Source organism: Alcaligenes sp. HNGD-HTN06, from assembly GCF_049932565.1.
GTDB lineage: Bacteria > Pseudomonadota > Gammaproteobacteria > Burkholderiales > Burkholderiaceae_B > Alcaligenes > Alcaligenes ammonioxydans.
Genome location: NZ_CP187782.1, coordinates 615,577 through 637,098, shown reverse-complemented (window position 1 = coordinate 637,098; position 21,522 = coordinate 615,577). Strand labels below are relative to the sequence as shown.

At 58.0% G+C, this 21,522-nt stretch carries 22 protein-coding genes; 13 read left to right on the top strand and 9 right to left on the bottom strand.

Translation table 11 applies throughout. The annotated features are described in order from the left end of the window. Nucleotides 1–114: 114 nt before the first annotated feature. The gene (locus ACOZ42_RS02975; protein ID WP_003803714.1) at nt 115–597 is read left to right on the top strand and encodes a DUF3293 domain-containing protein; all 483 of its coding nucleotides are present in this window, start codon (nt 115–117) and stop codon (nt 595–597) included. Here the strand turns inward: ACOZ42_RS02975 and ACOZ42_RS02970 are convergent. Continuing rightward, a complete protein-coding gene (locus ACOZ42_RS02970) occupies nt 574–996 on the bottom strand; it encodes an acyl-CoA thioesterase (protein ID WP_003803716.1) in 423 nt (140 codons plus the stop codon). The two genes, ACOZ42_RS02975 and ACOZ42_RS02970, sit on opposite strands and share 24 nt — an antisense overlap. Before the next feature lie 288 nt (nt 997–1,284). Between ACOZ42_RS02970 and bioB the strand changes: the two genes are divergently transcribed. The 3 genes from bioB to ACOZ42_RS02955 all read left to right on the top strand — a co-directional run bounded on the left by bioB (nt 1,285) and on the right by ACOZ42_RS02955 (nt 4,340). Beyond that, nucleotides 1,285–2,301 (top strand): biotin synthase BioB, encoded by a 1,017-nt coding sequence (gene bioB / locus ACOZ42_RS02965; RefSeq protein ID WP_003803719.1) that lies wholly within the window; start codon nt 1,285–1,287, stop codon nt 2,299–2,301. Between the two features lies 1 nt (nt 2,302). Continuing rightward, nucleotides 2,303–3,154 carry a hypothetical protein gene (locus ACOZ42_RS02960; protein WP_003803720.1) on the top strand — a complete coding sequence of 284 codons (852 nt, stop codon included), beginning with the start codon at nt 2,303–2,305 and terminating at the stop codon, nt 3,152–3,154. A gap of 169 nt (nt 3,155–3,323) precedes the next feature. Then, entirely contained in the window at nt 3,324–4,340 is a 1,017-nt protein-coding gene (locus ACOZ42_RS02955) for a BMP family protein (protein ID WP_131071300.1), read from the top strand. Between the two features lie 101 nt (nt 4,341–4,441). Here ACOZ42_RS02955 and ACOZ42_RS02950 read toward each other — a convergent pair whose 3' ends face one another. The 5 genes from ACOZ42_RS02950 to ACOZ42_RS02930 all read right to left on the bottom strand — a co-directional run bounded on the left by ACOZ42_RS02950 (nt 4,442) and on the right by ACOZ42_RS02930 (nt 10,061). Beyond that, entirely contained in the window at nt 4,442–5,941 is a 1,500-nt protein-coding gene (locus ACOZ42_RS02950) for an MFS transporter (protein WP_003803723.1), read from the bottom strand. Between the two features lie 165 nt (nt 5,942–6,106). Further along, nucleotides 6,107–6,616 (bottom strand): peroxiredoxin, encoded by a 510-nt coding sequence (locus tag ACOZ42_RS02945; RefSeq protein ID WP_003803725.1) that lies wholly within the window; start codon nt 6,614–6,616, stop codon nt 6,107–6,109. Between the two features lie 385 nt (nt 6,617–7,001). Further along, the gene (locus tag ACOZ42_RS02940; RefSeq protein ID WP_003803726.1) at nt 7,002–8,327 is read right to left on the bottom strand and encodes a TRAP transporter large permease; all 1,326 of its coding nucleotides are present in this window, start codon (nt 8,325–8,327) and stop codon (nt 7,002–7,004) included. Next, nucleotides 8,324–8,959, bottom strand: a complete 636-nt coding sequence (locus tag ACOZ42_RS02935) for a TRAP transporter small permease (protein ID WP_003803728.1) — start codon at nt 8,957–8,959, stop codon at nt 8,324–8,326. The genes ACOZ42_RS02940 and ACOZ42_RS02935 overlap by 4 nt, the downstream gene beginning before the upstream one ends. A 118-nt stretch (nt 8,960–9,077) precedes the next feature. Continuing rightward, nucleotides 9,078–10,061 carry a TRAP transporter substrate-binding protein gene (locus ACOZ42_RS02930; RefSeq protein ID WP_003803732.1) on the bottom strand — a complete coding sequence of 328 codons (984 nt, stop codon included), beginning with the start codon at nt 10,059–10,061 and terminating at the stop codon, nt 9,078–9,080. A 115-nt stretch (nt 10,062–10,176) separates the two neighbouring features. On the opposite strand from ACOZ42_RS02930, the gene ACOZ42_RS02925 reads away from it, so the two are divergent. The 7 genes from ACOZ42_RS02925 to glp all read left to right on the top strand — a co-directional run bounded on the left by ACOZ42_RS02925 (nt 10,177) and on the right by glp (nt 15,995). Then, nucleotides 10,177–12,144, top strand: coding sequence for a PAS domain S-box protein (locus ACOZ42_RS02925; protein WP_131071299.1), 1,968 nt, complete (start codon nt 10,177–10,179; stop codon nt 12,142–12,144). Further along, a complete protein-coding gene (locus ACOZ42_RS02920; RefSeq protein ID WP_059318658.1) occupies nt 12,141–12,779 on the top strand; it encodes a response regulator transcription factor in 639 nt (212 codons plus the stop codon). Before ACOZ42_RS02925 ends, ACOZ42_RS02920 begins: the two co-directional genes overlap by 4 nt. A gap of 80 nt (nt 12,780–12,859) precedes the next feature. Next, nucleotides 12,860–13,363: a cyclic pyranopterin monophosphate synthase MoaC gene (gene moaC, locus ACOZ42_RS02915; protein ID WP_003803737.1), complete on the top strand. Its 504-nt coding sequence runs from the start codon at nt 12,860–12,862 to the stop codon at nt 13,361–13,363. A gap of 35 nt (nt 13,364–13,398) precedes the next feature. Beyond that, nucleotides 13,399–13,683 carry a molybdopterin converting factor subunit 1 gene (gene moaD / locus ACOZ42_RS02910; protein ID WP_003803738.1) on the top strand — a complete coding sequence of 95 codons (285 nt, stop codon included), beginning with the start codon at nt 13,399–13,401 and terminating at the stop codon, nt 13,681–13,683. 1 nt (nt 13,684) lies between these two features. Beyond that, on the top strand, nt 13,685–14,164 hold the full coding sequence (locus ACOZ42_RS02905; RefSeq protein ID WP_059318657.1) for a molybdenum cofactor biosynthesis protein MoaE: 480 nt from the start codon (nt 13,685–13,687) through the stop codon (nt 14,162–14,164). Next, nucleotides 14,157–14,687, top strand: a complete 531-nt coding sequence (gene moaB / locus ACOZ42_RS02900) for a molybdenum cofactor biosynthesis protein B (RefSeq protein ID WP_059318656.1) — start codon at nt 14,157–14,159, stop codon at nt 14,685–14,687. The genes ACOZ42_RS02905 and moaB overlap by 8 nt, the downstream gene beginning before the upstream one ends. A gap of 102 nt (nt 14,688–14,789) precedes the next feature. Beyond that, entirely contained in the window at nt 14,790–15,995 is a 1,206-nt protein-coding gene (gene glp / locus ACOZ42_RS02895; RefSeq protein WP_003803741.1) for a molybdopterin molybdotransferase MoeA, read from the top strand. 218 nt (nt 15,996–16,213) lie between these two features. Here glp and mobA read toward each other — a convergent pair whose 3' ends face one another. The 3 genes from mobA to ACOZ42_RS02880 all read right to left on the bottom strand — a co-directional run bounded on the left by mobA (nt 16,214) and on the right by ACOZ42_RS02880 (nt 19,239). Then, on the bottom strand, nt 16,214–16,813 hold the full coding sequence (gene mobA, locus ACOZ42_RS02890; RefSeq protein ID WP_426345531.1) for a molybdenum cofactor guanylyltransferase MobA: 600 nt from the start codon (nt 16,811–16,813) through the stop codon (nt 16,214–16,216). Next, nucleotides 16,810–18,063: a GTP 3',8-cyclase MoaA gene (moaA, locus tag ACOZ42_RS02885; protein WP_230406253.1), complete on the bottom strand. Its 1,254-nt coding sequence runs from the start codon at nt 18,061–18,063 to the stop codon at nt 16,810–16,812. The genes mobA and moaA overlap by 4 nt, the downstream gene beginning before the upstream one ends. Nucleotides 18,064–18,132: 69 nt before the next feature. Then, a complete protein-coding gene (locus tag ACOZ42_RS02880) occupies nt 18,133–19,239 on the bottom strand; it encodes a substrate-binding domain-containing protein (protein WP_039943870.1) in 1,107 nt (368 codons plus the stop codon). A gap of 201 nt (nt 19,240–19,440) precedes the next feature. On the opposite strand from ACOZ42_RS02880, the gene ACOZ42_RS02875 reads away from it, so the two are divergent. Then, nucleotides 19,441–19,947: a formate dehydrogenase subunit gamma gene (locus tag ACOZ42_RS02875; RefSeq protein ID WP_426345530.1), complete on the top strand. Its 507-nt coding sequence runs from the start codon at nt 19,441–19,443 to the stop codon at nt 19,945–19,947. After that, nucleotides 19,944–21,512, top strand: coding sequence for a formate dehydrogenase beta subunit (locus tag ACOZ42_RS02870; RefSeq protein ID WP_003803749.1), 1,569 nt, complete (start codon nt 19,944–19,946; stop codon nt 21,510–21,512). The genes ACOZ42_RS02875 and ACOZ42_RS02870 overlap by 4 nt, the downstream gene beginning before the upstream one ends. The last annotated feature ends 10 nt before the right edge of the window (nt 21,513–21,522 follow it).

Genomic DNA, 21,522 nt, shown 5'->3' with positions numbered 1-21,522 from the left:
GCTGCCTCCCATTAAAAATGGGCGCCTTTTGCCGGGGGTGGGCTTTAGCACAGAAACCATGCATCCCACTGCCTGTTTTGTGGGTCCAGAGAACAGAACGACGCAAGATAGCTTATGTCTACACAGAAAGACCTGCCCGCCGCCCTGTCTCACGCATTCGAGAAGGCGATCTACCGTGTACATAGCCCGCAGGGCGATATAGATGTGCGTATCGGCCAGTTCAACAGAACCTTAAATCAGTTACTGCAACAGGAAACCAGCCGTGGGGCGGCGATTTTGACCGCCTGCAATCCAGGCGCACAAATTTGCAGCCGTGCTTTTAACGACGCAGTCCAGGAAAGTTTGCTGCGTAGTTTGCAGAAACTGGACTTGCGCTGGTGGCCTGCAGTCAACCTGGACCCCAATGGTAAATGGCCAGATGAACCCAGCCTGCTGGTACTCGATATCAGCCTGCAACAAGCACGCTGGCAAGCGCGCCTGTTCAAGCAATTGGCTTTTGTCTACATCCCGCTCGATGGCAAGCCGGCCTTGCATGATGTGCAACAACGCCTGCCTGCGTCGAATCAGGCCCAGTTAAACAGCACCACCTCCCTCTAGACGCTGACGAAAACCGGGGGCAATGGCCGCCGCTTTGAGTTTTCCCCCGGGCAGAACCTTCGCCCACGCTCGCCACTCATGACCGCTGGCAACCTGTACCCCGTCCATATTGAAGACCTGGTATTCCATCTTGAAACGTCCCTCCTGCCATTGGACGACCCGCACCCCAATACGAATTTCCTGGTCATAAGTCACCGGCGCACGGAAATTGGCGCCCACATCCACCAGTGGTGTCACCGCGTCGTACTCACTTTGCAAAATACGCTGACTCAACCCCACTTGCCGCAGCCAGGCCTGATACGTGCTGTCAAACCAATAAAAATAATTGGGATAAAAAACAATCCCGGCCTCATCGCAGTCACCCCACTCCACGGTGATGCGGCGCTCGAACACATGCATGTTGATCCTTTGACAAATTTTCCCCTTAGTTTAGCGCGGATAAAAACCTCGAACCCTGGGCAATCAGCCTGTCAATCAGCCATTGAAACATTTTGCAAATATTTGGATGGAAACAATTTGCATCAACATAAATAATGAAAATTAGAAGAAATTAAGCGCATTTTCATTCAATTAACATGAAAACAAGCCAGTCAGCCCGACAATGGCGTGCTATCGACAGGGCGGCAAAGTCGTCTTTCAGTGAGGGAGAACCTAGCATAGCCGCGTCACTGAATAAGGTAGCCTGCCATGTCTGTAAATACCCCCGCCCCCTGGACGATCCGTCGCATCATGGAGCTGTACGAGTTGCCTTTTATGGACCTTGTATTCCAGGCACAGACTGTCCATAGACAACACCACCCTGCCAATCAGATCCAGCTCTCCAGCCTTCTGTCCATCAAGACAGGCGCCTGTCCCGAGGACTGTTCCTATTGTCCACAGTCGTCCAAGTACCAGACCGAGCTGGAACCCGAACCCCTGATGCCTCTGGAGAAGGTGCTGGAAGCCGCGCGTGCGGCCCAGGCACAAGGAGCGCAACGCTTTTGCATGGGCGCTGCCTGGCGCTCCCCCACCGAAAAACAGCTGGATCAAGTCATTGATATGGTCAGCGCTGTCAAAGCCATGGGACTGGAAACCTGTGTCACCCTGGGCATGCTCAAAGAAGGCCAGGCCGAACGCCTTAAAGAGGCCGGACTGGACTACTACAACCACAATCTGGACACCTCGCCGGAATTCTACGGACAGATCATCAGCACACGCACCTACCAAGACCGGCTGGACACCTTGGAACGTGTCCGCGCAGCCGGATTGAACAGTTGTTGCGGCGGAATCATTGGCATGGGCGAGAGCCGGCGCGAGCGTGCCGGTCTGCTTGCTCAACTGGCCAATATGCGCCCCTACCCCGAGTCCGTGCCGATCAATCAACTGGTTAAAGTGCCCGGAACGCCTCTGGATCAGGTCGAGGACCTGGACCCTTTCGAGTTTGTGCGCACCATCGCCATTGCCCGCATCCTGATGCCCACCAGCGCCGTACGCCTGTCTGCCGGCCGCGAAACCATGGACGACAGCACCCAGGCACTGTGCTTTATGGCCGGAGCCAACTCGATTTTCTACGGCGAGCAATTGTTGACTACTGGCAATCCGCAGTTTGTGGCCGATCAGGACCTGTTTGCCCGACTGCAACTGGAAGCTGCCAAAACCACCTTGTCCGAACCACCTCTGTCCCTGGAACAGACCCGACCACGCGCCATGCTCGAGGCTCTCTGACATGCTGACCCTGTTCGCCAGTATTCTGTGCAGTGTTGCCGTTTCCATTTTGCTGAAGATCGCTCGCCAGCGGCAGATCGATGTGGCTCAGGCCATCATGGTCAACTACGGCGTAGCAGTCACCTTAAGCCTGGTACTGTTGCAACCCCATCCGAGCAGCCTGCTCAATCCTGCTACCCCGTGGTGGATTCTGATTGCGCTGGGCGTCCTGCTGCCCAGTGTCTTTCTGTTCATGGCGGCCGCCGTCCGACAGGCTGGCATCGTACTCAGTGACGCCGCCCAGCGACTGTCGCTGTTTCTACCCTTGTTGGCTGCTTTTCTTCTGTTTGGCGAACACATGGGCGGCCAGAAACTGCTGGGTATTGCCCTGGCCCTGACTGCCCTGCTGTGTTTGCTGATACGCCCCCGCTCGTCCAGCAGTCAGGAACCGGGATCCGGGCACCCTGCCCTGATGCTGCTGGCGGTATGGTTAGGGTATGGCGTGATCGACATTCTGTTCAAGCAGCTCTCCAAAGCGGGCGCTGCCTTCTCCAGCAGCCTGGTTGTATCCTTTTCCCTGGCGGGTGTGCTGATGTTGTGCTGGCTGTTGATCAAGCGCTGCCAATGGCACAAAGGTAGCCTGCTGGCCGGACTGGTACTGGGTTCACTGAATTTTGGGAATATTTTCTTTTATATTCGGGCCCATCAGCTCTTTCCCGAGAACCCGACTCTGGTGTTTTCTGCCATGAACATCGGCGTGATTGCGCTGGGAGCCCTCATTGGAGCCGGTTTCTTCAAAGAAAAGCTCAGTGCGCTCAATATCGTGGGTGTTGCCCTGGCCATAGGAGCCATCGTCGCGCTGATTCCCCGTTAAACAGCCCCCTGCCGGGCCAAGCCCATCGGGGCCCGGCAAACCGCACTATAAGAAAAGCCATATGATTGACATTTAAAGCGACGGGGCACGACTGCTTTTCATCTCCTGTAGATTAGAAAAAACAAATTCTACCGACGCTCACGTCGGAGACTACCCAGGAGACATCATCATGACCGGATTAACACGCCGCCAATTACTACTGGCCACCTGCGCTGCAGCGGGCACATTGGCCACGCCTTGGCTCAGCCACCGCGTTCTGGCTGCCAGCAAACCGGTGGTCGCTGCCCTGTTCTGCGGCCACATCGATGACAACGGCTTCATGCAGGCGGGCTACCAAGGCTTTAAAAAAGCCATGGATCAGCTCGCTCTTAGCGGCCATTACAAAGACCAGGTTGCCAATGAAACCCAGGCGCAGATAGCCGCCTTGCGTGAACTGGCCACTCACTACAAACCTGACTTGCTGATCGCTCACGGAGGTCAGAATACCGACGCCGCACTGGCTGTCGCCAAGGAGTTTCCTGATATCCGCCTGGTGATCACCCAAGGAGCGGTTACCGCCAGCAACCTGAGCAGTTACGACGTTCGTCAGGAAGAGTCCGCCTGGCTGGCCGGTGCCTATGCAGCCCTGATGACGAAAACCGGCGTGGTGGCACACCAGTCCGGGATACGGGTGCCACCCGGCTTACGCGCCCGTGCGTCCTATGCGGCTGGCGTCAAGCACGCCAATCCGGAGGTGAAGCTGCTGACAAATTTCTCCGGCAATCAGGATGATATTGAGCTGGCCGCCCGCGTCACCCAGGCTCAGGCCAAAGCCGGAGCAGACATCATCTACACCATGCTGAACAAAGGACGTAGCGGCACAACGCAGGCCTGCCGTGAACTGGGCATCAAGCAAATCGGCAATGTGATTGACTGGGTGGCTCGCGAACCCGATGTGTTTATAGGTTCGGCCTGGGCGGATGTAGGCATTGGCGTTTTTCAAGCATGCAAGGACCTGAGCGAAAACAAGTTCGAGTCCGGCAAAATCTTTAAGGTGGGCTTGCAACAGCCTGATGCGGTACGGCTGATCATGGCTCCCGATACCCCGGATGTCGTGCGCCAGCGTATTGCAGCGCTGCAGCAGGACATTCTGAGCGGCAAGATTGAGGTTGAGGCCGAATTTAACGGGCCTGAATTCCAGATTTAAGATTCAGGCAGGCCTACAAAAACCCAGGCGTGGCCTGGGTTTTTTCATGAATGAATCATGCTTGAAAAGGCTACAACACCATGTCCGATTCTGGCGAGGGCTCAGGAAGCCGGATCTGACGATGTACGCTTGCTCTCTGCGTCTTCGGCGTGTCCCGGGCTTCCCGTATCGATCTGCTTCCCAGAGCCATCCAAGTCTGCGGCACTGCCCACGACGGGATCAACCCCCTTGTCTTTCTCTGTATGTGTCGCCCCTGCAGATTCATCCCCCTCCTTGCGCTCCATGGCCGTGCTTTCCATCGTTGCGGGCACCCGCTCTTGAACGGGCGGCAGATCCTCGAACACCGGGTCGTGCGACACGTCAGAGCTGATATCCACGCGTGGGTCCAGCGCCACGGCGGCTGCCGAGCTTTGCAAACTGTCGGGCATGGGCACAAAAGTGGTGGGAGCATCCTGGCTCAAGTGATCACCCAGTACCTTTTGCGGACGAACCAGCAAGACCAGCGACAAGCCACAGACCGCCACAAAGATGTAATACAGATTGCTGCCGATATAGGTCATCAGGCCACCGGCCAGCAGCGGCCCCACACAGGCCCCCAGCCCATACACCATATAAAGAATGGCACTAAGACCTACGCGCCGCTCCGGATCGACGTTGTCATTGGCAAACGCCGCCCCCAAGGGATACAGGGTAAATTGCAGCACCCCGAACATGGCCGAGAAGATCAGCAAAAACCAAAACGGCACCTCGAACCAGCCCCATAATGGAATGGCCAGGGCCAGCAAACAAATGGCATTGATGCGAATCAGCTTGACGCGGCTCATGCGATCCGCCAGCCAACCTACCGGCCATTGCGCCAGAACGCCCGCGGCCACCGACACCGCCACAAACAAGGCAGCCTGCTCACTACTTAAATGCACGCGCACAGCGTACACCGGTGCCAGACCATAAAAAGCACCCGTCAGCATACCGGCAACCAGCAACACCATCATGGACAGGGGCACTCGATCAACGTAATAGCGTGCATTGATCGGCGCTGGTACCTGCAAAGGCGGGTGACTGCGGCGGGTAATGGCCACGGGCACCAGACTGAAGGCCGAACAAATGGCCACAAATACCAAGGGCTCGTAATTCAAATGGGGAAACAGCGTGAGGGACAACTGTCCCAGCACCGTACCCAGGCTGGAAAACACCATGTAGATGGCAAAAATCGTACCGCGCTGGCTGTTGTCACTTTGCTCATTCAGCCAGCTTTCAATCCCCATAAACTGCACCACCATGGCCGCGCCCGCCAAAAAGCGCAGCAACAACCAGACGTACATGGAGTCGATCAGAATCTGAAGCAGCACACAAATGGTGACAATAGCCGCGCTGGCCGCATAGGCCCGAATATGGCCTACCCCCATGATGAGGCGATGTCCCATACGGGCGCCAAAAACCAGACCCAGGTAATACACGGCAATCAGGCCGCCGATCCACACCTCTGACACCGAGATGGCCGTCAGGCGCACCCCCATGAAGGTATTGAACAGGCCCGAGCTGAGCAAGAGCATCAGGGTCGCAAAATACAGGGACGAGAACGCACCCACCGATGTCAGCATCCACACATCCTAAAAAAACTGCAGAACCGCCCAGGCCATCGCGATCGTTCAGGTGTCGGCACCGATATCGCGACAGAAGCACGGTAAAAAAAAGCGCCAGCTTGCAGCCAGCGCTTTGTAAGCCTTCTCTCCCACGCCACGCCGGACTGGCGCGGGATCAGATACTTAAGACTGTACCTGTTTGAGCAGGGTGTCTGCATCCGTTGTGTGCAGGCCACCGTCGTTGTCAATGTTCAGCTGCGTGACAACGCCGTCGTCCAGCAAAGCAGAAAAACGCTTGGAACGAACGCCCAGACCTTTGGCGGTCAGGTCAAATTCCAGACCCAGTTTCTTGGTCCAGACCGCGCTGCCATCGGCCAGCAAACGAACTTTGCCATTGACGTTCAGGGACTTGCCCCAGGCGCCCATCACGAAAGGATCGTTTACCGCCACGCACCAGATCTCATCAACGCCAGCCGCCTTGAACGCCTCTGCCTTGGCGATAAAGCCGGGCAGGTGCTGTTCGGAGCAGGTTGGAGTGAACGCGCCTGGAACGGCAAACACGGCAATTTTCTTGCCTTTAACCAGATCAGCCACCTGAAAGTTATTGGGGCCCATAGGGCAGCTTTCCGTGGCGGTTTCAATGTACTCGCTAAGGGTCGCGTCTGGAACGCGCTCACCGACTGAAATGGACATAAGGTCTCCGTATGAATAAATACCGCCAGCATGGCGGCCCGAACAACCTATGATACTAATAGACTGGCCGCGCCAATAGGCAAATAATACTTATCAGTACGTTTCACTTGCCTACATGCCGGGGGAAACCCATTCAACAGAGCCCGGTCATGCAATAAGCGCAAGACGCCAGCAGCCGACGATTCTGACATCAGGCCGTTTCAACACACACCAAAGCAGCCGCTGCACAAAAACAATCTGCCCGCCTCCAAAACGCCCGCCCACAAAAAAGGCCGGGCTTGTCGCCCGGCCTTCAGGGTGATTCACGTTTTACACAGACGACATAACGCCATGCTGCCCCATTATGGGCTCACCCCGCCCTGACCGCGGATAGCAATCAGGACTCCTACAGCCATCCCATCATGCGGGGCAGCCAAAGCGTAATTTCCGGAATGAAGGTAATCATCAGCAGGAAGGCCAAACCGGTCAGCAACCAGGGCACCGTGGACTTGGTCACTTCGGTCAGCCCCAGCTTCGATATGCTGGAGGCCACATACAGATTCAAACCGACCGGCGGTGTCGCCAGCCCGATCTCCATATTCACCACCAGCATGATGCCAAAGTGAACCGGGTCCATGCCCAGCTTCATGGCAACCGGGAACAGGATGGGAGCCATGATCAAGATCAGACCCGAGGGCTCCATCACCATGCCGATCACCAGCAGCAAGACGTTCACAAACAGCAGGAACGCGATCAGGCCCATGCCCTGCGACACAATCCATTCGGCAATCGCCTGTGGAATCTGCTCGGAGGTCAGGATGAAGGCAAACATGACCGCATTGGTGATGATGTACAGCAGCATGGCGCTCATGGCTGCCGATTCCAGCACAATGCGTTTTACCTCACGCAGCTTCACATCCTTATAGACCCAGACGGCAATCACAAAGGCGTACACGGCACTGATGGCGGCCGCTTCGGTGGGGGTAAAGACACCGGAATAGATACCGCCCATCACAATGACGATCAGCATCAGGCCCCAGATGGAGTCCAGGAAGGCACGCCAGCGCTCTTTGTAGGAGGCACGCGGCATACGGGGGTAGTCCAGTTTCCAGGCACGGAACATGGTCGTTGCCCCCAGAAGGAATGCCAGGATCAAACCTGGAACCACGCCGGCAATAAACAACTGACCGATCGAAGCTGTGCCCACTTTGGCGCCGTCCGGACCTTCCACCATCATGCCACTGGTGGCCACGGCGTACATCACCATCACAATCGACGGTGGCAGCAAAATGCCCAGACCGCCCGACGTTGCCACAATCCCGGTACCAAACTGCGCCGGATAGCCTTGTTTGACCATGGCCGGAATCATGATGGAACCAATGGCCGCCACCGTCGCCGGCGACGAACCGCTGATGGATGCAAACAAGGCGCAGGCCAGCACGGCCGCCAGACCCATGCCACCGGGCATGTGCCCCACCAGGGAGGCGGCAAAACGAATCATGCGCTGGGCGACCCCGCCATGAGTCAGGAAACTGCCCGCCAGAATAAAGAACGGGATCGCCATGATCTCGAACTTTTCAATCCCGGTGAACAGCTTGAGCGCAATACTGTCCATCGGAACTTCGGTCATGGTGAACAGAAAGCCCATCACCGTCAGGCCCAGGGCAATCGATACGGGCATGCCTGTCAGCAGCAGGACAGCCAGCATGGCAAAAATAATCAGGGCGGTCATGCGCGCGCTCCTTCAGATTCAGACAGACCGCGCTCTGTTTCAGCCACCAGATCCGCCACCGGCTCGTGATTGGGCAAATGCCCCGTCTGAATAAAGTTCATCAAGGCCTGCAGAAAGCGAAAGCACATCAGCAACGAGCCTGCCGGCACAGCCAGATACACAATCCACACGGGCACTTCCAGATCAGCCGACACCTGGGCCGTCTGGGCAATGCCATAGACAAAGCTGCCACCGATCCAGGCCACAATCGCGGTGAACAAAGCGCCCGACAACAGAGAAATCACCACCAGCAGATGACGCCAGCGCGGTCCCACCGCGTTCACCAACACGTCCACCCCCACGTGGATGCCAATGCGCACGCCATAAGCAGCGCCGAACTTGGCCATCCAGACGAACAGGTAAATGCACAGCTCCTGTGCCCAGAGCAGGTTGATGCCGGCCACGCTTCGATAGGTAGAACGAGCCATGGCCATGACGGACTCATAGCCCTGAGCCCGCGACCAGGCCACCAGGTCCGCCAACAGACTGACCGAGTAGCGCTGGCAGACCGCTACAAAAATAATCACTACGGCGGCCACCATCAGAAATGAAATGAACATTTCCTCAAAGCGGTCCAGAAATCGTAAAAACATGGGTAGCTCCAGACTACAGTTGGCCCGCCCGGAACCGGGCTGGCGCAAACAGAGAGCGGGAAGAAAGGAAGAACAGGTCTGAATCAGACCTGTATAAGACAATCAGATGACGCTGCTCTTATTCGGTGGCTTTATAGAAAGCGTCAATCACGTCCTGACCGATACGCGAAGCCATTTCCTTATGAACAGGGCGCAGTTGCTTGACCCATTGTTCGCGCTCCGCATCACTGAGCTGGTAGAACTGAGTCTTGCCGGACTCTTCCATGGCTTTCATGGAGTCGTTGTTCTCTTGCTCGGCAATGTCGTTGGCATACACCGTGGCCTCGCTCATGGCTTTTTCCATGCCTTGACGAATATCGTCAGGCAGGCCTTCCCAGAACTTCTTGTTCACGATCACGGCGTAACCCAGGTAACCGTGGTTAGACACGGTGGCATGCTTTTGCACTTCGTGCATTTTCTGGGTGTACATGTTCGAAGGCGGATTCTCGGTGCCATCCACAACACCCGTTTGCAAGGCCTGGTAGACCTCGGAGAACGCCATCACCTGGGGGACGGCATCCAGTGCCTTGAACTGGGCTTCCAGCACCTTGGAGGACTGGATGCGCATTTTCAGGCCCAGAAAGTCATCCACGCTTTTCAGCGGGCTGTTGGCGCTCATGACCTTAAACCCGTTGTCCCAGTAAGCCAGGCCCTTGATGCCCTTGGGCTCCAGTTTGTCCAGCAGCATGCGGCCCACGGGCCCTTCGGTGACTTTGCGCAGATCGTTGCGGTCATTGAAGATGAATGGCAGGTCAAACACCTCAAATTCGCGCACACCCAAAGGACCAAACTTGGCCAGCGACGGTGCCAGCATGTGTACCGCGCCCAATTGCAGGGCTTCGAGCTCTTCCTTGTCTTTGTACAGTTGCGAGTTTGGGTAAACCTCGACAACCACCTTGCCCTCGGTGTACTTTTCGGCCAGTTCTTTAAAGCGCACGGCCCCCTTGCCCTTGGGCGTATCGGGCGATACGACGTGGCTGAACTTGATGATCAGGGGGTTGGCCATGGCGGGCGCGGACAGAAACACGGACGCCAGCACGCTGGCCACAAGGGTCTTTTTCATGGTTGCCTCCGGTCGGTGGGGAGCCGACACGTGTTATTGATTGATTTGCGTGAAAGCGTGTAGCTTAAAAAAGCGGTCCCGAATTATCTATTGTGGAAATCCGAAACCTTTTGCCATGATGCGTCTTGCTCGCCCGTCCGGATTCATACGCCAGGCTGCCTCGCGTACCCTGACCCCTCACCCGCTCAGCAGCTATGTGCCGATTCTGGCCATCCTGATTATTGTGCTGCTGATGGGCGTATTTGCCTGGGCGGTCAACAAGGAGCGCACGGATGAGCAATCCAATGAACTGATCCGCAATGCCTTGTGGGTGGAACAATCCCTGTCCTTTCAACTGCGCTCGCACGAAAACAATTTAAGCCGCATTGCCAGCGAAATTGAAATGCACTCCCCACCCATCACCACCCAGACGGCTTTAACGCAATTGCAGCATTTCAAGACGATTCATCCTGACCTGCTGAAAGTGGCCATCCAGGACCGCTTTGGCACGACCTTGCTGGTACGTCCACCCGGCGCCGACACCCGTATTGCGGCCCACGTCAGCACACCCAGAACCTCGACCTGGCTGCCAGCCTATTACTCCAGCGAGCACCAGGAAAGCGTGCTGGATCTGGTGGTTCCCATTTACGAGGACAATGCCATTGTCGGCACCTTGCGGGCCACTTTCTCCCTGGCGACCATCCTGATGGAAAACGTGCCCTGGTGGATTGCCGAGCAGTACCACGTTTCCCTGATTGATCAGGGCGACCAGACGCTGGCCACGCGCTCCAAAGGCGAGCCCGGCCCAAGCGAGCTGCGCTATGCCATGTCGGTGGACCCTCCCTTGCATGGGGTGCGTTTGCTGATGATCCCATACCCGCAGCAAAACATTCCCACGTTCACACTGCTGATGACCGTCATCGCCGGCCTGGCCTTGCTGGCTGTGGTGAACCTGGCCATGCAGCACCACTACGCCCGCAAGCGCCGTGATGCGGAACTGGCATTGATGCAAGAGCAGGCCTTTCGCAGCGCCATTGAAAACTCCATGGTCACTGGCATGCGCGCCCGCGATCTGGACGGCAAGGTGCTGTACGTGAACCCCGCGTTTTGCGAGCTGGTCGGCCGCCGCAGTGAGGACATTATTGGCCTGGCCCCGCCCATGCCCTGGTGGGTGCCGGAGATGATGGATGAAACCCTGGAGCGCCGGGACCGCCTCAAATCCACCCGCGCCGTGCAGGTTTTTGACACCCAGTTTCAACGACCCGACGGCTCTCGCGTCGATGTGCAGGTTTTTGAGTCCCCCCTGATTGATGCCCAGGAACAGCATGTAGGCTGGATCAGCTCCATCATTGACATCAGCTCGCGCAAGCAGGCCGAAGCCCTGGCCAGTTCACAGTCTGAACAACTGCACCACACAGCCAAGCTCATCACCATGGGCGAGATGGCCTCTACGCTGGCCCATGAACTGAATCAGCCCCTATCGGCCATTGCCAGCTATGCGGCTGGCTCCCTGAACCTGCTGGGTGCAGAGCCGCTGGACCCCAGGCAGCTGCGACGCGGGCTGGAGAGTCTGGCTGACCAGACGCGTCGCGCCGGGCAGATCATTCACCGTATCCATGATTTCGTGCGCAAGCGAGATCCGCAGCTCAGTCCCCTGAATCTGCCCGATGCCCTGCAGGGTGCCCTGGCCATGGCCAAAGCGGGCCTGCGCCATCACCAGATCCAGTTGATTGTGCCCTCCCACCCCGAGCGGCTACCCGTCATGGGCGACAAGGTTCTGCTGGAGCAGTTGATCTTCAACCTGCTGCGCAATGCGGCCGAAGCCATGTCAGGCCTGGAGCCGGAACGGCGCATTCTGGAAGTGACCATGCAAGCCAGCAATGGCGTGGTGCTGGTGATGGTGGCCGACCAAGGACCCGGCGTGGCAGCGACGATCATGGCCGAGGTCTTCCAGGCTTTCACCACGACCAAAGCCCAGGGCCTGGGCATAGGTTTGAATATTTGCCGCTCCATTGTGGAGCTGCACCATGGCAAACTCTGGTTTGAAAACGGGGTTCCCCACGGTGCCACCTTCCTGTTTTCCTTACCCCTGATCGAACTATGACTAAGCGCGCTCCCCTGGTCCATATCGTGGACGACGACCCAGCCATCCGCGATGCCTTGTCCTGGCTGTTTTCCACTCGGCAGGTCCATACCGAACAGTGGGAGAGCGGCGAGGCTTTTTTAGCTGCCCTGAGTCCTGACACACACGGCTGCATTTTGCTTGATATCCGCATGGAGGGCCTGTCCGGGCTGGAGGTATTCGAGCAGTTGCGCGACCGCCAGTCCTGCCTGCCTGTCATCTTTCTGACAGGTCATGGCGACCTGCCGCTGGCCGTATCAGCCTTGAAACAAGGCGCGGCCGACTTCATTGAAAAGCCCTTTAATGACAACGATCTGGTGGATCGGGTTCTGGATGTGTTGCGCAGTTACGAAGCCAGTCAGCAAGAGCGGGACGATGAGCAGGCGCTGGAAGAGCGGCTCGATACCCTTTCCCAGCGCGAGCGCGAAGTGCTGGCGCTGGCCCTGGAAGGACGTCTGAACAAACAGATTGCCCAGGAGTTGAGCATCACCATGCGCACCGTGGAGGTCCACCGCGCACGAGCTCTGGAAAAAATGCAGTCGCGCACCCTGATCGAACTGGCGCGTCTGCTCGATCCAGCACGCTTGCGCGAAGACCGCCCCCCTCCAGGGCCTTAGGCGGGGCCCGCGCTGCGGATGTATATAATGCAACCATAAACAATTAGAACCGCGCACTAGGCCCGGTCTCCGGAGCGATCATGAGCACCACTACCGAAAATACTGATTTGCACCTTTCCCATCTGGATGAGGATGGAAAGGTTCAGATGGTCGATGTCAGCCATAAATCGGCCACCGCCCGCTCGGCCACTGCCCGCGCCGTGGTTCGCCTGAGCCCGGCCGCCTACCAGTTGCTGTCGGCCCAGCACAATGCCAAAGGCGAGGTGCTGAACACCGCACGCGTGGCGGGGGTTCTGGCCGCCAAGCGCTGCGCTGAACTGATCCCCATGTGTCACAGTCTGCCCCTGGATTTTGTCGGCATTGAGTTTGAAAGCGATGCCGCAGCGGGCACCATTGCCGTACTGGCCACCTGCCGGACCCGCTACACCACGGGCGTCGAAATGGAAGCCATGACCGCCTGCTCGATTGCGGCGCTGACGATTTACGATATGTGCAAAGCGGCTGACAAAGGCATTGTGATTGAGCAGACCCGTTTGCTGGAAAAAACCGGCGGCAAAAGCGGGACCTGGACGGCCTCGGTATAGGGCCTGTTGACCCTAAGCCCTTTCACGGAGATAGCATGACAAGCCCTTTGACCCCGACCAACAGACCGGAGAGCTCCACATTACGTGTCCTGTACTTTGCCCAGGTAGCCGAACGCACCGGCCAGCGTCAGGAAACCTGGGACTGGCCGCAGGAAGGCACCGTCCAGCAATGGACCGATGCCCTGCTGGAGCGCCACCCAAATTTGAGCGACATGGCCGGCCGACTGCATGTAGCGGTTAACCAGTTTCACGCCAAACCCACCGACCCTGTGCGCCCCGGCGATGAAGTGGCCGTCTTTGAGCCCGTCACCGGAGGTTAAAATGGTACGTATCCAGACCGAAGACTTTGATGTGGCGGCCCTGAATGCCGAGCTGCGTGCCACGGCAGGCGGCAAGGCCGGTGCCATGGTGACATTTACGGGTTATGTACGCGATCAGGCCGATGGCACCGCCACCGAATCCCTGTTCCTGGAACACTATCCTGGCATGTGCGAGCGCGAAATCGAAACCGTGTGCGAGCAGGCGCGCCAGCGCTGGCCCATTCTGGATACGCTGGTCGTGCACCGCGTAGGCGAACTGCATCTGAACGAACAGATTGTCTATGTTGGGGTCACCAGCGCCCACCGCGGCGATGCCTTTCGTGCCTGCGAGTTCATCATGGATGTGCTCAAAACCCGTGCGCCCTTCTGGAAGCGCGAAACCCTGGCCGACGGCCAGCGTTTCTGGGTGCAGCAGCGCGACAGCGACGCCCGAAAAACCGATTCCTGGAACACTACTGCGGACACCAGCAAGCATGTCTAAAGCCCAGACCGACCGACCTGCCGCACGTTTGAACGTGGCGGTTCTGACCATCTCAGAGCGCCGTGGCCCCGACGAGGACACGTCGGGCGATTACCTGGCAAGCAGCCTGAGCGAAAGCGGTCACCATTGTGTGCAGCGCGCCATCAGCAAAGACAATATTTATGCCATTCGCGCCATCTTGAGCCAATGGATTGCAGACCCCGACATCCATGTCATCCTTTGCAATGGCGGTACCGGCTTCAGCCATAAAAAATCCACCATTGCGGCGGTAACACCGTTACTGGATCAAGTCATTACCGGCTTTGGCGAGCAGTTCCGGTATTTGTCGTATCAGGATATTGGCTCCTCGGCCTTGCAGTCCGATGCCTTGGCGGGAACGGCCAACCGCACGCTGATATTTTGCCTTCCCGGTTCGGGCGGCGCCTGCGCACTGGCCTGGGAGAATATCCTGAAAGAACAGTTGGACAGCCGTCATCGTCCCTGCAATTTTGCCTCCCAGTATCTGGAACCGCATTCCCCTTAAAGCCTGAAAGCACCGGGGCCATCCGCACCCCAAACGGTTCTTTGGGGCCTGCCCCTCCCCTGCTTCAGCCACGACCTTGTTTTATCGACTGTATCCAATCCTATGATCGAATTTGACGTAGCTCAGCAGCGCCTGGCCCAAGCGGGGCAAGCCCCCACCCAAACCGAGCACTGCGAACTGGCCCACGCCCTGGGACGTATTCTGGCTCAGGACATCACCGCCCAACTGGACATGCCGCCCGCCGACAACAGTGCCATGGACGGCTATGCGCTGCGCCTGAGCGACATTGTCGAGGGCAAGGAACTGCCCATTCAGCAACGCTGCTATGCCGGGGATATTCCCGAACCCTTGCAAGCAGGTATGGCGATCCGCATCTTTACCGGCAGCATGTTGCCAGCCGGCGCCGATACCGTCGTCATTCAGGAAAACTGCCAGGAAGATGAGCACGGGGTGCGCATTCTGGAAATGCCCGTGGCTGGCGTGAACATCCGTCGCCGGGGCGAGGACATGCGCATGGGTGACGTGTTGATCACCACAGGTACCAAACTGACTGCGGCCCATATTGCGCAATTGGCGGCGCAAGGCCACGCTCAGCTACCGGTCTATCCACAACTGACTGTCGGCATTTTGACCACAGGCGACGAGCTGACTCCTGCCGGACAGCCCTTGCAAACCGGCCAGATCTACAACTCCAACGCCCCCATGCTGCGTGCGCAACTGCAGGCGCTGGGCGTGGAGTCAGTGCACGCCGTCCATGCCAAAGACACGCTGGACGCTATTCAGGACGCCTTGAAAGACTTGCTGCAACGCTGCGACCTGGTTCTGACAGTCGGCGGTGTATCCGTCGGCGAGAAAGACTTTGTCAAACCTGCCATCGAAGGCATGGGCGGACAGCTGGATCTGTGGAAAGTGCGCATGAAGCCTGGCAAACCCCTGGCGCTGGCCTACATCGACAACAAGCCGCTGGTCTGCCTGCCCGGCAACCCGGTCTCTTCCTACGCTGTGTTTTCCTTGATGGTCTCTCCGCTGATTCGCCGCCTGCAAGGCCGCAAAGACGCACTGCCCGCCACACGCTTCGGCATTTTGCAAGGCGAGCGCCAATTCAAGGGTGACCGCGAAGAGTTTATCCGGGTACAGGTGGACAACGACGAGCTGGGCCGCCTGCTGGTGCGTCCATTCGGCAACCAGGGCTCTGGCGTGATCAGTTCTCTGCCCTGGGCCCAGGCACTGGCCCGCATCCCCGCAGACACCACCGTAGTGCCGGGTGATGCCGTTCGGCTCTATGAATACAGCCAGTGGCAGGCCTAGCTTCAGGGGCTCATTCCGCTTTTGGCTTGGCCCTACAAAACCGCCCTGCTCGGGGCGGTTTTTTTATGCCGTGTGTTGACGCAATTCTCGGATGTCGCCGCGACAGACACTCTGCCCTTAACGCGTTCACGTCAGGACACGCGGATACGTGAACGACCCTATCGCCCCCTCTTTTCTGCATGTATGCGTTCAGGGGAAACAGAGGAGCCCCAACAGGCCTACCAGCTTTGCGCCTGATCCAGATCCTGTGGCGTATTGATATTGAAAAAAGCATGTTCGGGGGCATCGCGCAAATCCACCGCTATCGCACCTATGCTCTGCAGAAAATTCATGACACGACGCTCACCACTGAGCAAATACGCTTTCAGCACCGCAGCCTGATCGGCACGCAGCAACAGGCAAAGGGGGTGGCTGCGTTCGGCCTGCACATAAGCGGCAACGGCACCCTGTTCTTCTACGGCCCTGCTCAGGCGTTTACCCAGATCGCTGGGAACAAAAGGCAAATCGACCGGACAGGACAAGACCCAGGGTGTGGTGACCTGATCGAGCACACTGGCCAGACCGGCCAGGGGGCCCAGATAGCCCTCCAGCTCAAGCGCATCGGGGACCACGCGGCCCCAATGCACATACTGCTCAGGATTGCGATTGGCACTGATCAATACAGGGCCGACCTGCGGGCGCAGGCGACGCACCACATGCTGAACCAGCGGCTGGCCCTGCAAGAGCAACAAGCCTTTATCAATCTGGCCCGACAAATCAAAGCGCCGGGCCCGCCCGCCTGCCAGCACGATACCGCTCATGTCCTGTGTGTTTATCATCCGCCGATGTAACTCATTTCTATACGGTCACGACTCGTGGTTTGCTCGCCACGAATCTCGGAATATCGGTCCTGCCGTCCGGTCCAGACGCCGTGCATATAGGCGGCTAACTGCTCGTCGGACGCGCCCGAGCGCAATTGCGCCCGCACATCATACCCCTGAGACGCAAACAGGCACAGAAACAGACGCCCTTCCGGGGAAAGACGCATGCGCGAACAGTCGCCACAGAAAGGTTGGGTCACGCTGGTAATCACCCCCACCTCTCCAGAGCCATCCTTAAAACGCCAGCGACTGGCGACTTCCCCACGATACTGTGCCGCAACGGGCTCCAGCGCAAAGCGGGACTGGATACGTGCCACTATCTCCGCTCCGCTGACCACCTCCTGAAGGTTCCAACCGTTGCTGGTGCCCACATCCATGTACTCAATAAAACGCAGGATCTGGCCCGAACCCTTGAAGTGTTCCACCATGGGCAGAATCTGATCGTCATTCAGACCTTTGCGCACCACCATATTGACCTTGACCGGGCTCAAGCCTACCGCCTGCGCCTTGGCAATGCCTTCCAACACCGTGGAGACGGAAACGCCACTGTCACTTAACTGCGTGAAACGGGCGTCATCGAGCGCATCCAGGCTGACAGTGACACGATTCAAGCCCGCCTCTTTCAAGGACTGGGCTTTGCGACCCAATAAAGTGCCATTGGTTGTCAACGTCAGTTCCACCGGCTCACCCTGCGGGGTGCGCAGCTTGGCCAGCATCGCGATCAGCACTTCGATGTTTCGTCGCAACAGCGGTTCGCCTCCTGTCAGCCGCAGCTTGCGCACGCCCAACGACACAGCCTGTCGTGCCACCCGCTCGATCTCTTCAAAACTGAGAAGGGAAGAATGGGGCAGGAACTCGTAGTCCGTACCAAATACCTCCCGCGGCATACAGTAGGTACAGCGGAAGTTGCATTTATCCGTCAGGGAAATGCGCAAATCACGCAAGGGACGCTGACGTTTGTCCCGGGGTTGCCCCTCGACCGGCGCAAACCGCACGGTAGGGCGACGGGACGCGTCGACACGGCCCGTTTGCGGCGTCTGCTCAGGGCGGGCTAGCACCGCCTGTGCAAGCTCCGATCCAGAGGGCGGCGTATCGCCTCGCCCAGGGAAAGCGATCTCCGAATCCGAAGAACTCGCCTCTTGATATGGCCTGGCCTGAGCGCTGTCTACAGACAGAGGCTCACGTTTTGGCCCATGCTCATCGCTCATGGTGTTCTCTTTTTCAAGGACAGGGTTCGTCCCCGTCTCATGGTGTGTGTTTTCGTCATGCAAAGGGGCTTAACGCCAAAGCAAATCGGCAGCCCGCCCAAATGCCTGTTCCAGCGTCATGATCTGACCTAGCCCCCGTGGGTCGTAACCCACCAGATCTTCCATAAATTGACTATACGCGCAACCGCCAATCACGTTCATCAATTGCTGCATAGGAGCCTTATCCAGCAACTCCTGCTCGAGCGCAATGAAGTAACGTTCCTGCGCCAGGGGTATGAACTCCAGCCCACAACGGCTGGCCGCCGTTTCCACGCCCAGGCCGGTATCGGCCATGCCACTGGCCACATGCGCTGCCACCGCCATATGCGTCAATTCTGTTGTTTCAAAGCCCAGCACCGCATTCGTGTTTACCCCTAACTGACCCAGCAGCAAGGTAGCCAGAAAGCGGGTGCTGGAACCCATCTGCCGGTTTACAAAGCGCACATCGGGCCGCAGCAAATCCGCCATGCCCGTGATGTTCTTGGGGTTGCCCTTTTCCACAAACAGGCCTGTGCGTCGGGTAGACAGAAAAATCAGTCGGTGACGCGCCGGTGACAGCCACTGTCCGTACCGGCGCAAAGCCGCCGCCTCAAACTCACCCACTGGCACCTGAAAGCCGGCCAGATCGCAATCCCCGCGCTCCAATGAGGCCAAGGCCTCGATCGCGGTGCGGTAACGCAGCTCCAGAGGCAAACCCTCGCGTTCGTTGGCAAAGCGCATCAAGCCTTCAATCGCAAATCCATGGCTGGCCTGAAACCGCAGACGGTCCAAGGGTTGAGCGTACAAACGACCCAGTTCCTCTTCCAGCTCGGAAGCCATGCTCTCCAGGGTTGGCGTCAGGCGCGCATCCAGACGCCGGTTCGCCCACAGCAAACGCTGGGCGAACTCGGTCAACTTGGTGCCTTTGCGGCGGGACGTCTCCAGCAGGGCCGCATCAAACTGTTTTTCAGCATTGCGCAACAAGCCCCAGGCATGTCTATAGGAAAACCGGCATTCCTTGCTGGCTCCAGCCAGATGCCCCAATCGTTCGATGGCACCTAACAGACGCAGCACGTCTCCCATGGGAAGCTCAACGCCGTCTGCATTTTCCAGAATCCATTCAGAGCGCAGCCGGGCTTTGAATTTTTGTTTGGTCATGTGTTTTTTAAGACCGGTCGTGTTTTCGTATTTATGTTCTGTGCTGCATGTACCAAACATTATATATGCGAATAATTGCTTATTGAAGTTACGTACTTAAGTGGTTAGATTACGGGGGAAAACACAATCAAATAATATGCACGGCTGTGCATAAAAATATGGAGGCGCAGGCTCCCGTTCCGGGCACCGCGCACACAGGACATGCAAACTACCCCCCATGCGCAGGAACAGGCCCGGTCCGGCCTGACACCTGAAGAGCTTGCCTTGCAGGCCGTGCAGGAGCACGCCGGTCAAAAAGGTAACTTGTTGCCTATATTGCACACGATTCAGGACCGGCTAGCCTGTATTCCCGATTCCGTGGTGCCGGTGCTGGCCGAGCAGCTCGCCCTGTCACGGGCAGAAATTCATGGCGTGATCTCCTTTTACGCCCATTTCCGCAGCCAGCCCCACGCAACTCACACCCTGGAAATCTGCAGGGCCGAAGCTTGCCAGGCGCGGGGTGGACTGGAACTGAGCGCTCATGCCCGCCGCCGTCTGAACTGTGACTTTCATGAAAACAGCGAGGACGGTCAGTACACGCTGGAGCCTGTTTACTGTCTGGGCCTGTGCGCCCAGTCTCCTGCCGTCATGCTGGACGGTGTTCCCCACGCACGCGTTACGCCCGCAAAGCTGGACGCGCTGCTAAGCCGCCCGGAGTCCCAATCATGAGCACCATTACCGTTTATATTCCGCGCGATACCGCGGCGGTTGCCATGGGTGCGCATCAGCTCGCCCGGCAACTGGCGGCCCAGGCCAAGGAACGCGGTCTGGATGTGCAAATTGTGCGCAATGGTTCGCGCGGTTTGCTGTGGCTGGAGCCCATGGTGGAAGTGCAAACGGCAGAAGGCCGTGTGGCTTACGGCCCTGTCCAGACCGAGGATCTGCCTGGCCTGTTTGACGCTGGTTTCCTGCAAGGCGGTGCACATACCTTGTGTCACGGTCTGACGGACGCCATCCCCTACCTGAAGAATCAGGAACGCCTGACGTTTGCCCGCGTGGGCATTATTGATCCGGTCAGCGTGGCCGATTATCAGGCCTGTGGTGGCTTTGAAGGTTTGAGCAAAGCGCTGGCCATGGAGCCGGCCGCCATTGTGAAAGAAGTCACTGACTCCGGCCTGCGTGGTCGGGGCGGTGCGGCTTTCCCGACCGGCATCAAATGGAACACGGTACTGAACACCCCGGCACAGCAGAAATACATTGTCTGTAATGCCGACGAAGGCGACTCGGGCACGTTCTCCGATCGCATGCTGATGGAAGGCGATCCGCTTTGCCTGGTAGAAGGCATGACGATTGCTGGTCTGGCCGTCGGTGCGACCTATGGCTACATCTATGTGCGTTCCGAATACCCGCTGGCGGTGCAAGCATTGAACGAAGCCATTGAGGCAGCGCGTGCAGCAGGCTGGCTGGGCAAGAACATACAGGGCAGCGGGCGCGAGTTCGATCTGGAAGTGCGCAAAGCGGCAGGAGCCTATATTTGTGGCGAAGAAACCGCCCTGCTCGACAGCCTGGAAGGCAAGCGCGGCATGGTGCGAGTCAAACCACCCTTGCCGGCAATCAAAGGCTTGTTTGGTCAACCCACCGTCATCAACAACGTGGTGTCCCTGGCCTCTGTGCCCATCATTTTGGCCAAGGGCGGTGCCTATTACCAGAACTACGGCATGGGCCGCTCGCGCGGCACCCTGGCGTTCCAGTTGACGGGTAATCTGAAAAACGGCGGCCTCGTGGAAAAAGCCTTCGGCGTCACGCTACGTGAACTCTTGTACGACTACGGTGGCGGCAGCGCCAGCGGTCGTCCCTTGCGTGCGGTCCAGGTCGGTGGCCCATTGGGTGCTTATCTGCCTGAGCATCAGTGGGATGTCCCTCTGGACTACGAAGCCTACATGAAGATCAATGCCATGGTCGGTCACGGTGGTCTGGTGGCCTTTGACGATACGGTGGATATGGCCCACATGGCGCAATACGCCATGGAGTTCTGCGCCATCGAATCCTGTGGCAAATGCACTCCCTGTCGGATCGGCTCCACGCGTGGCGTGGAAACCATCCAGAAGATCCGTCGCCGCGAAGACATGGACAACCATGTCGAGCTGCTGCGCGATCTGTGCGACACCATGTTCTCCGGGTCCTTGTGCGCCTTGGGCGGCATGACCCCTTACCCCGTCCTGTCCGCGCTGGAACACTTCCCCCAGGATTTTGGACTGGCCCCGCAAACCGAGCAGGACCTGGCCAAGGTCTAAGACGGAGATC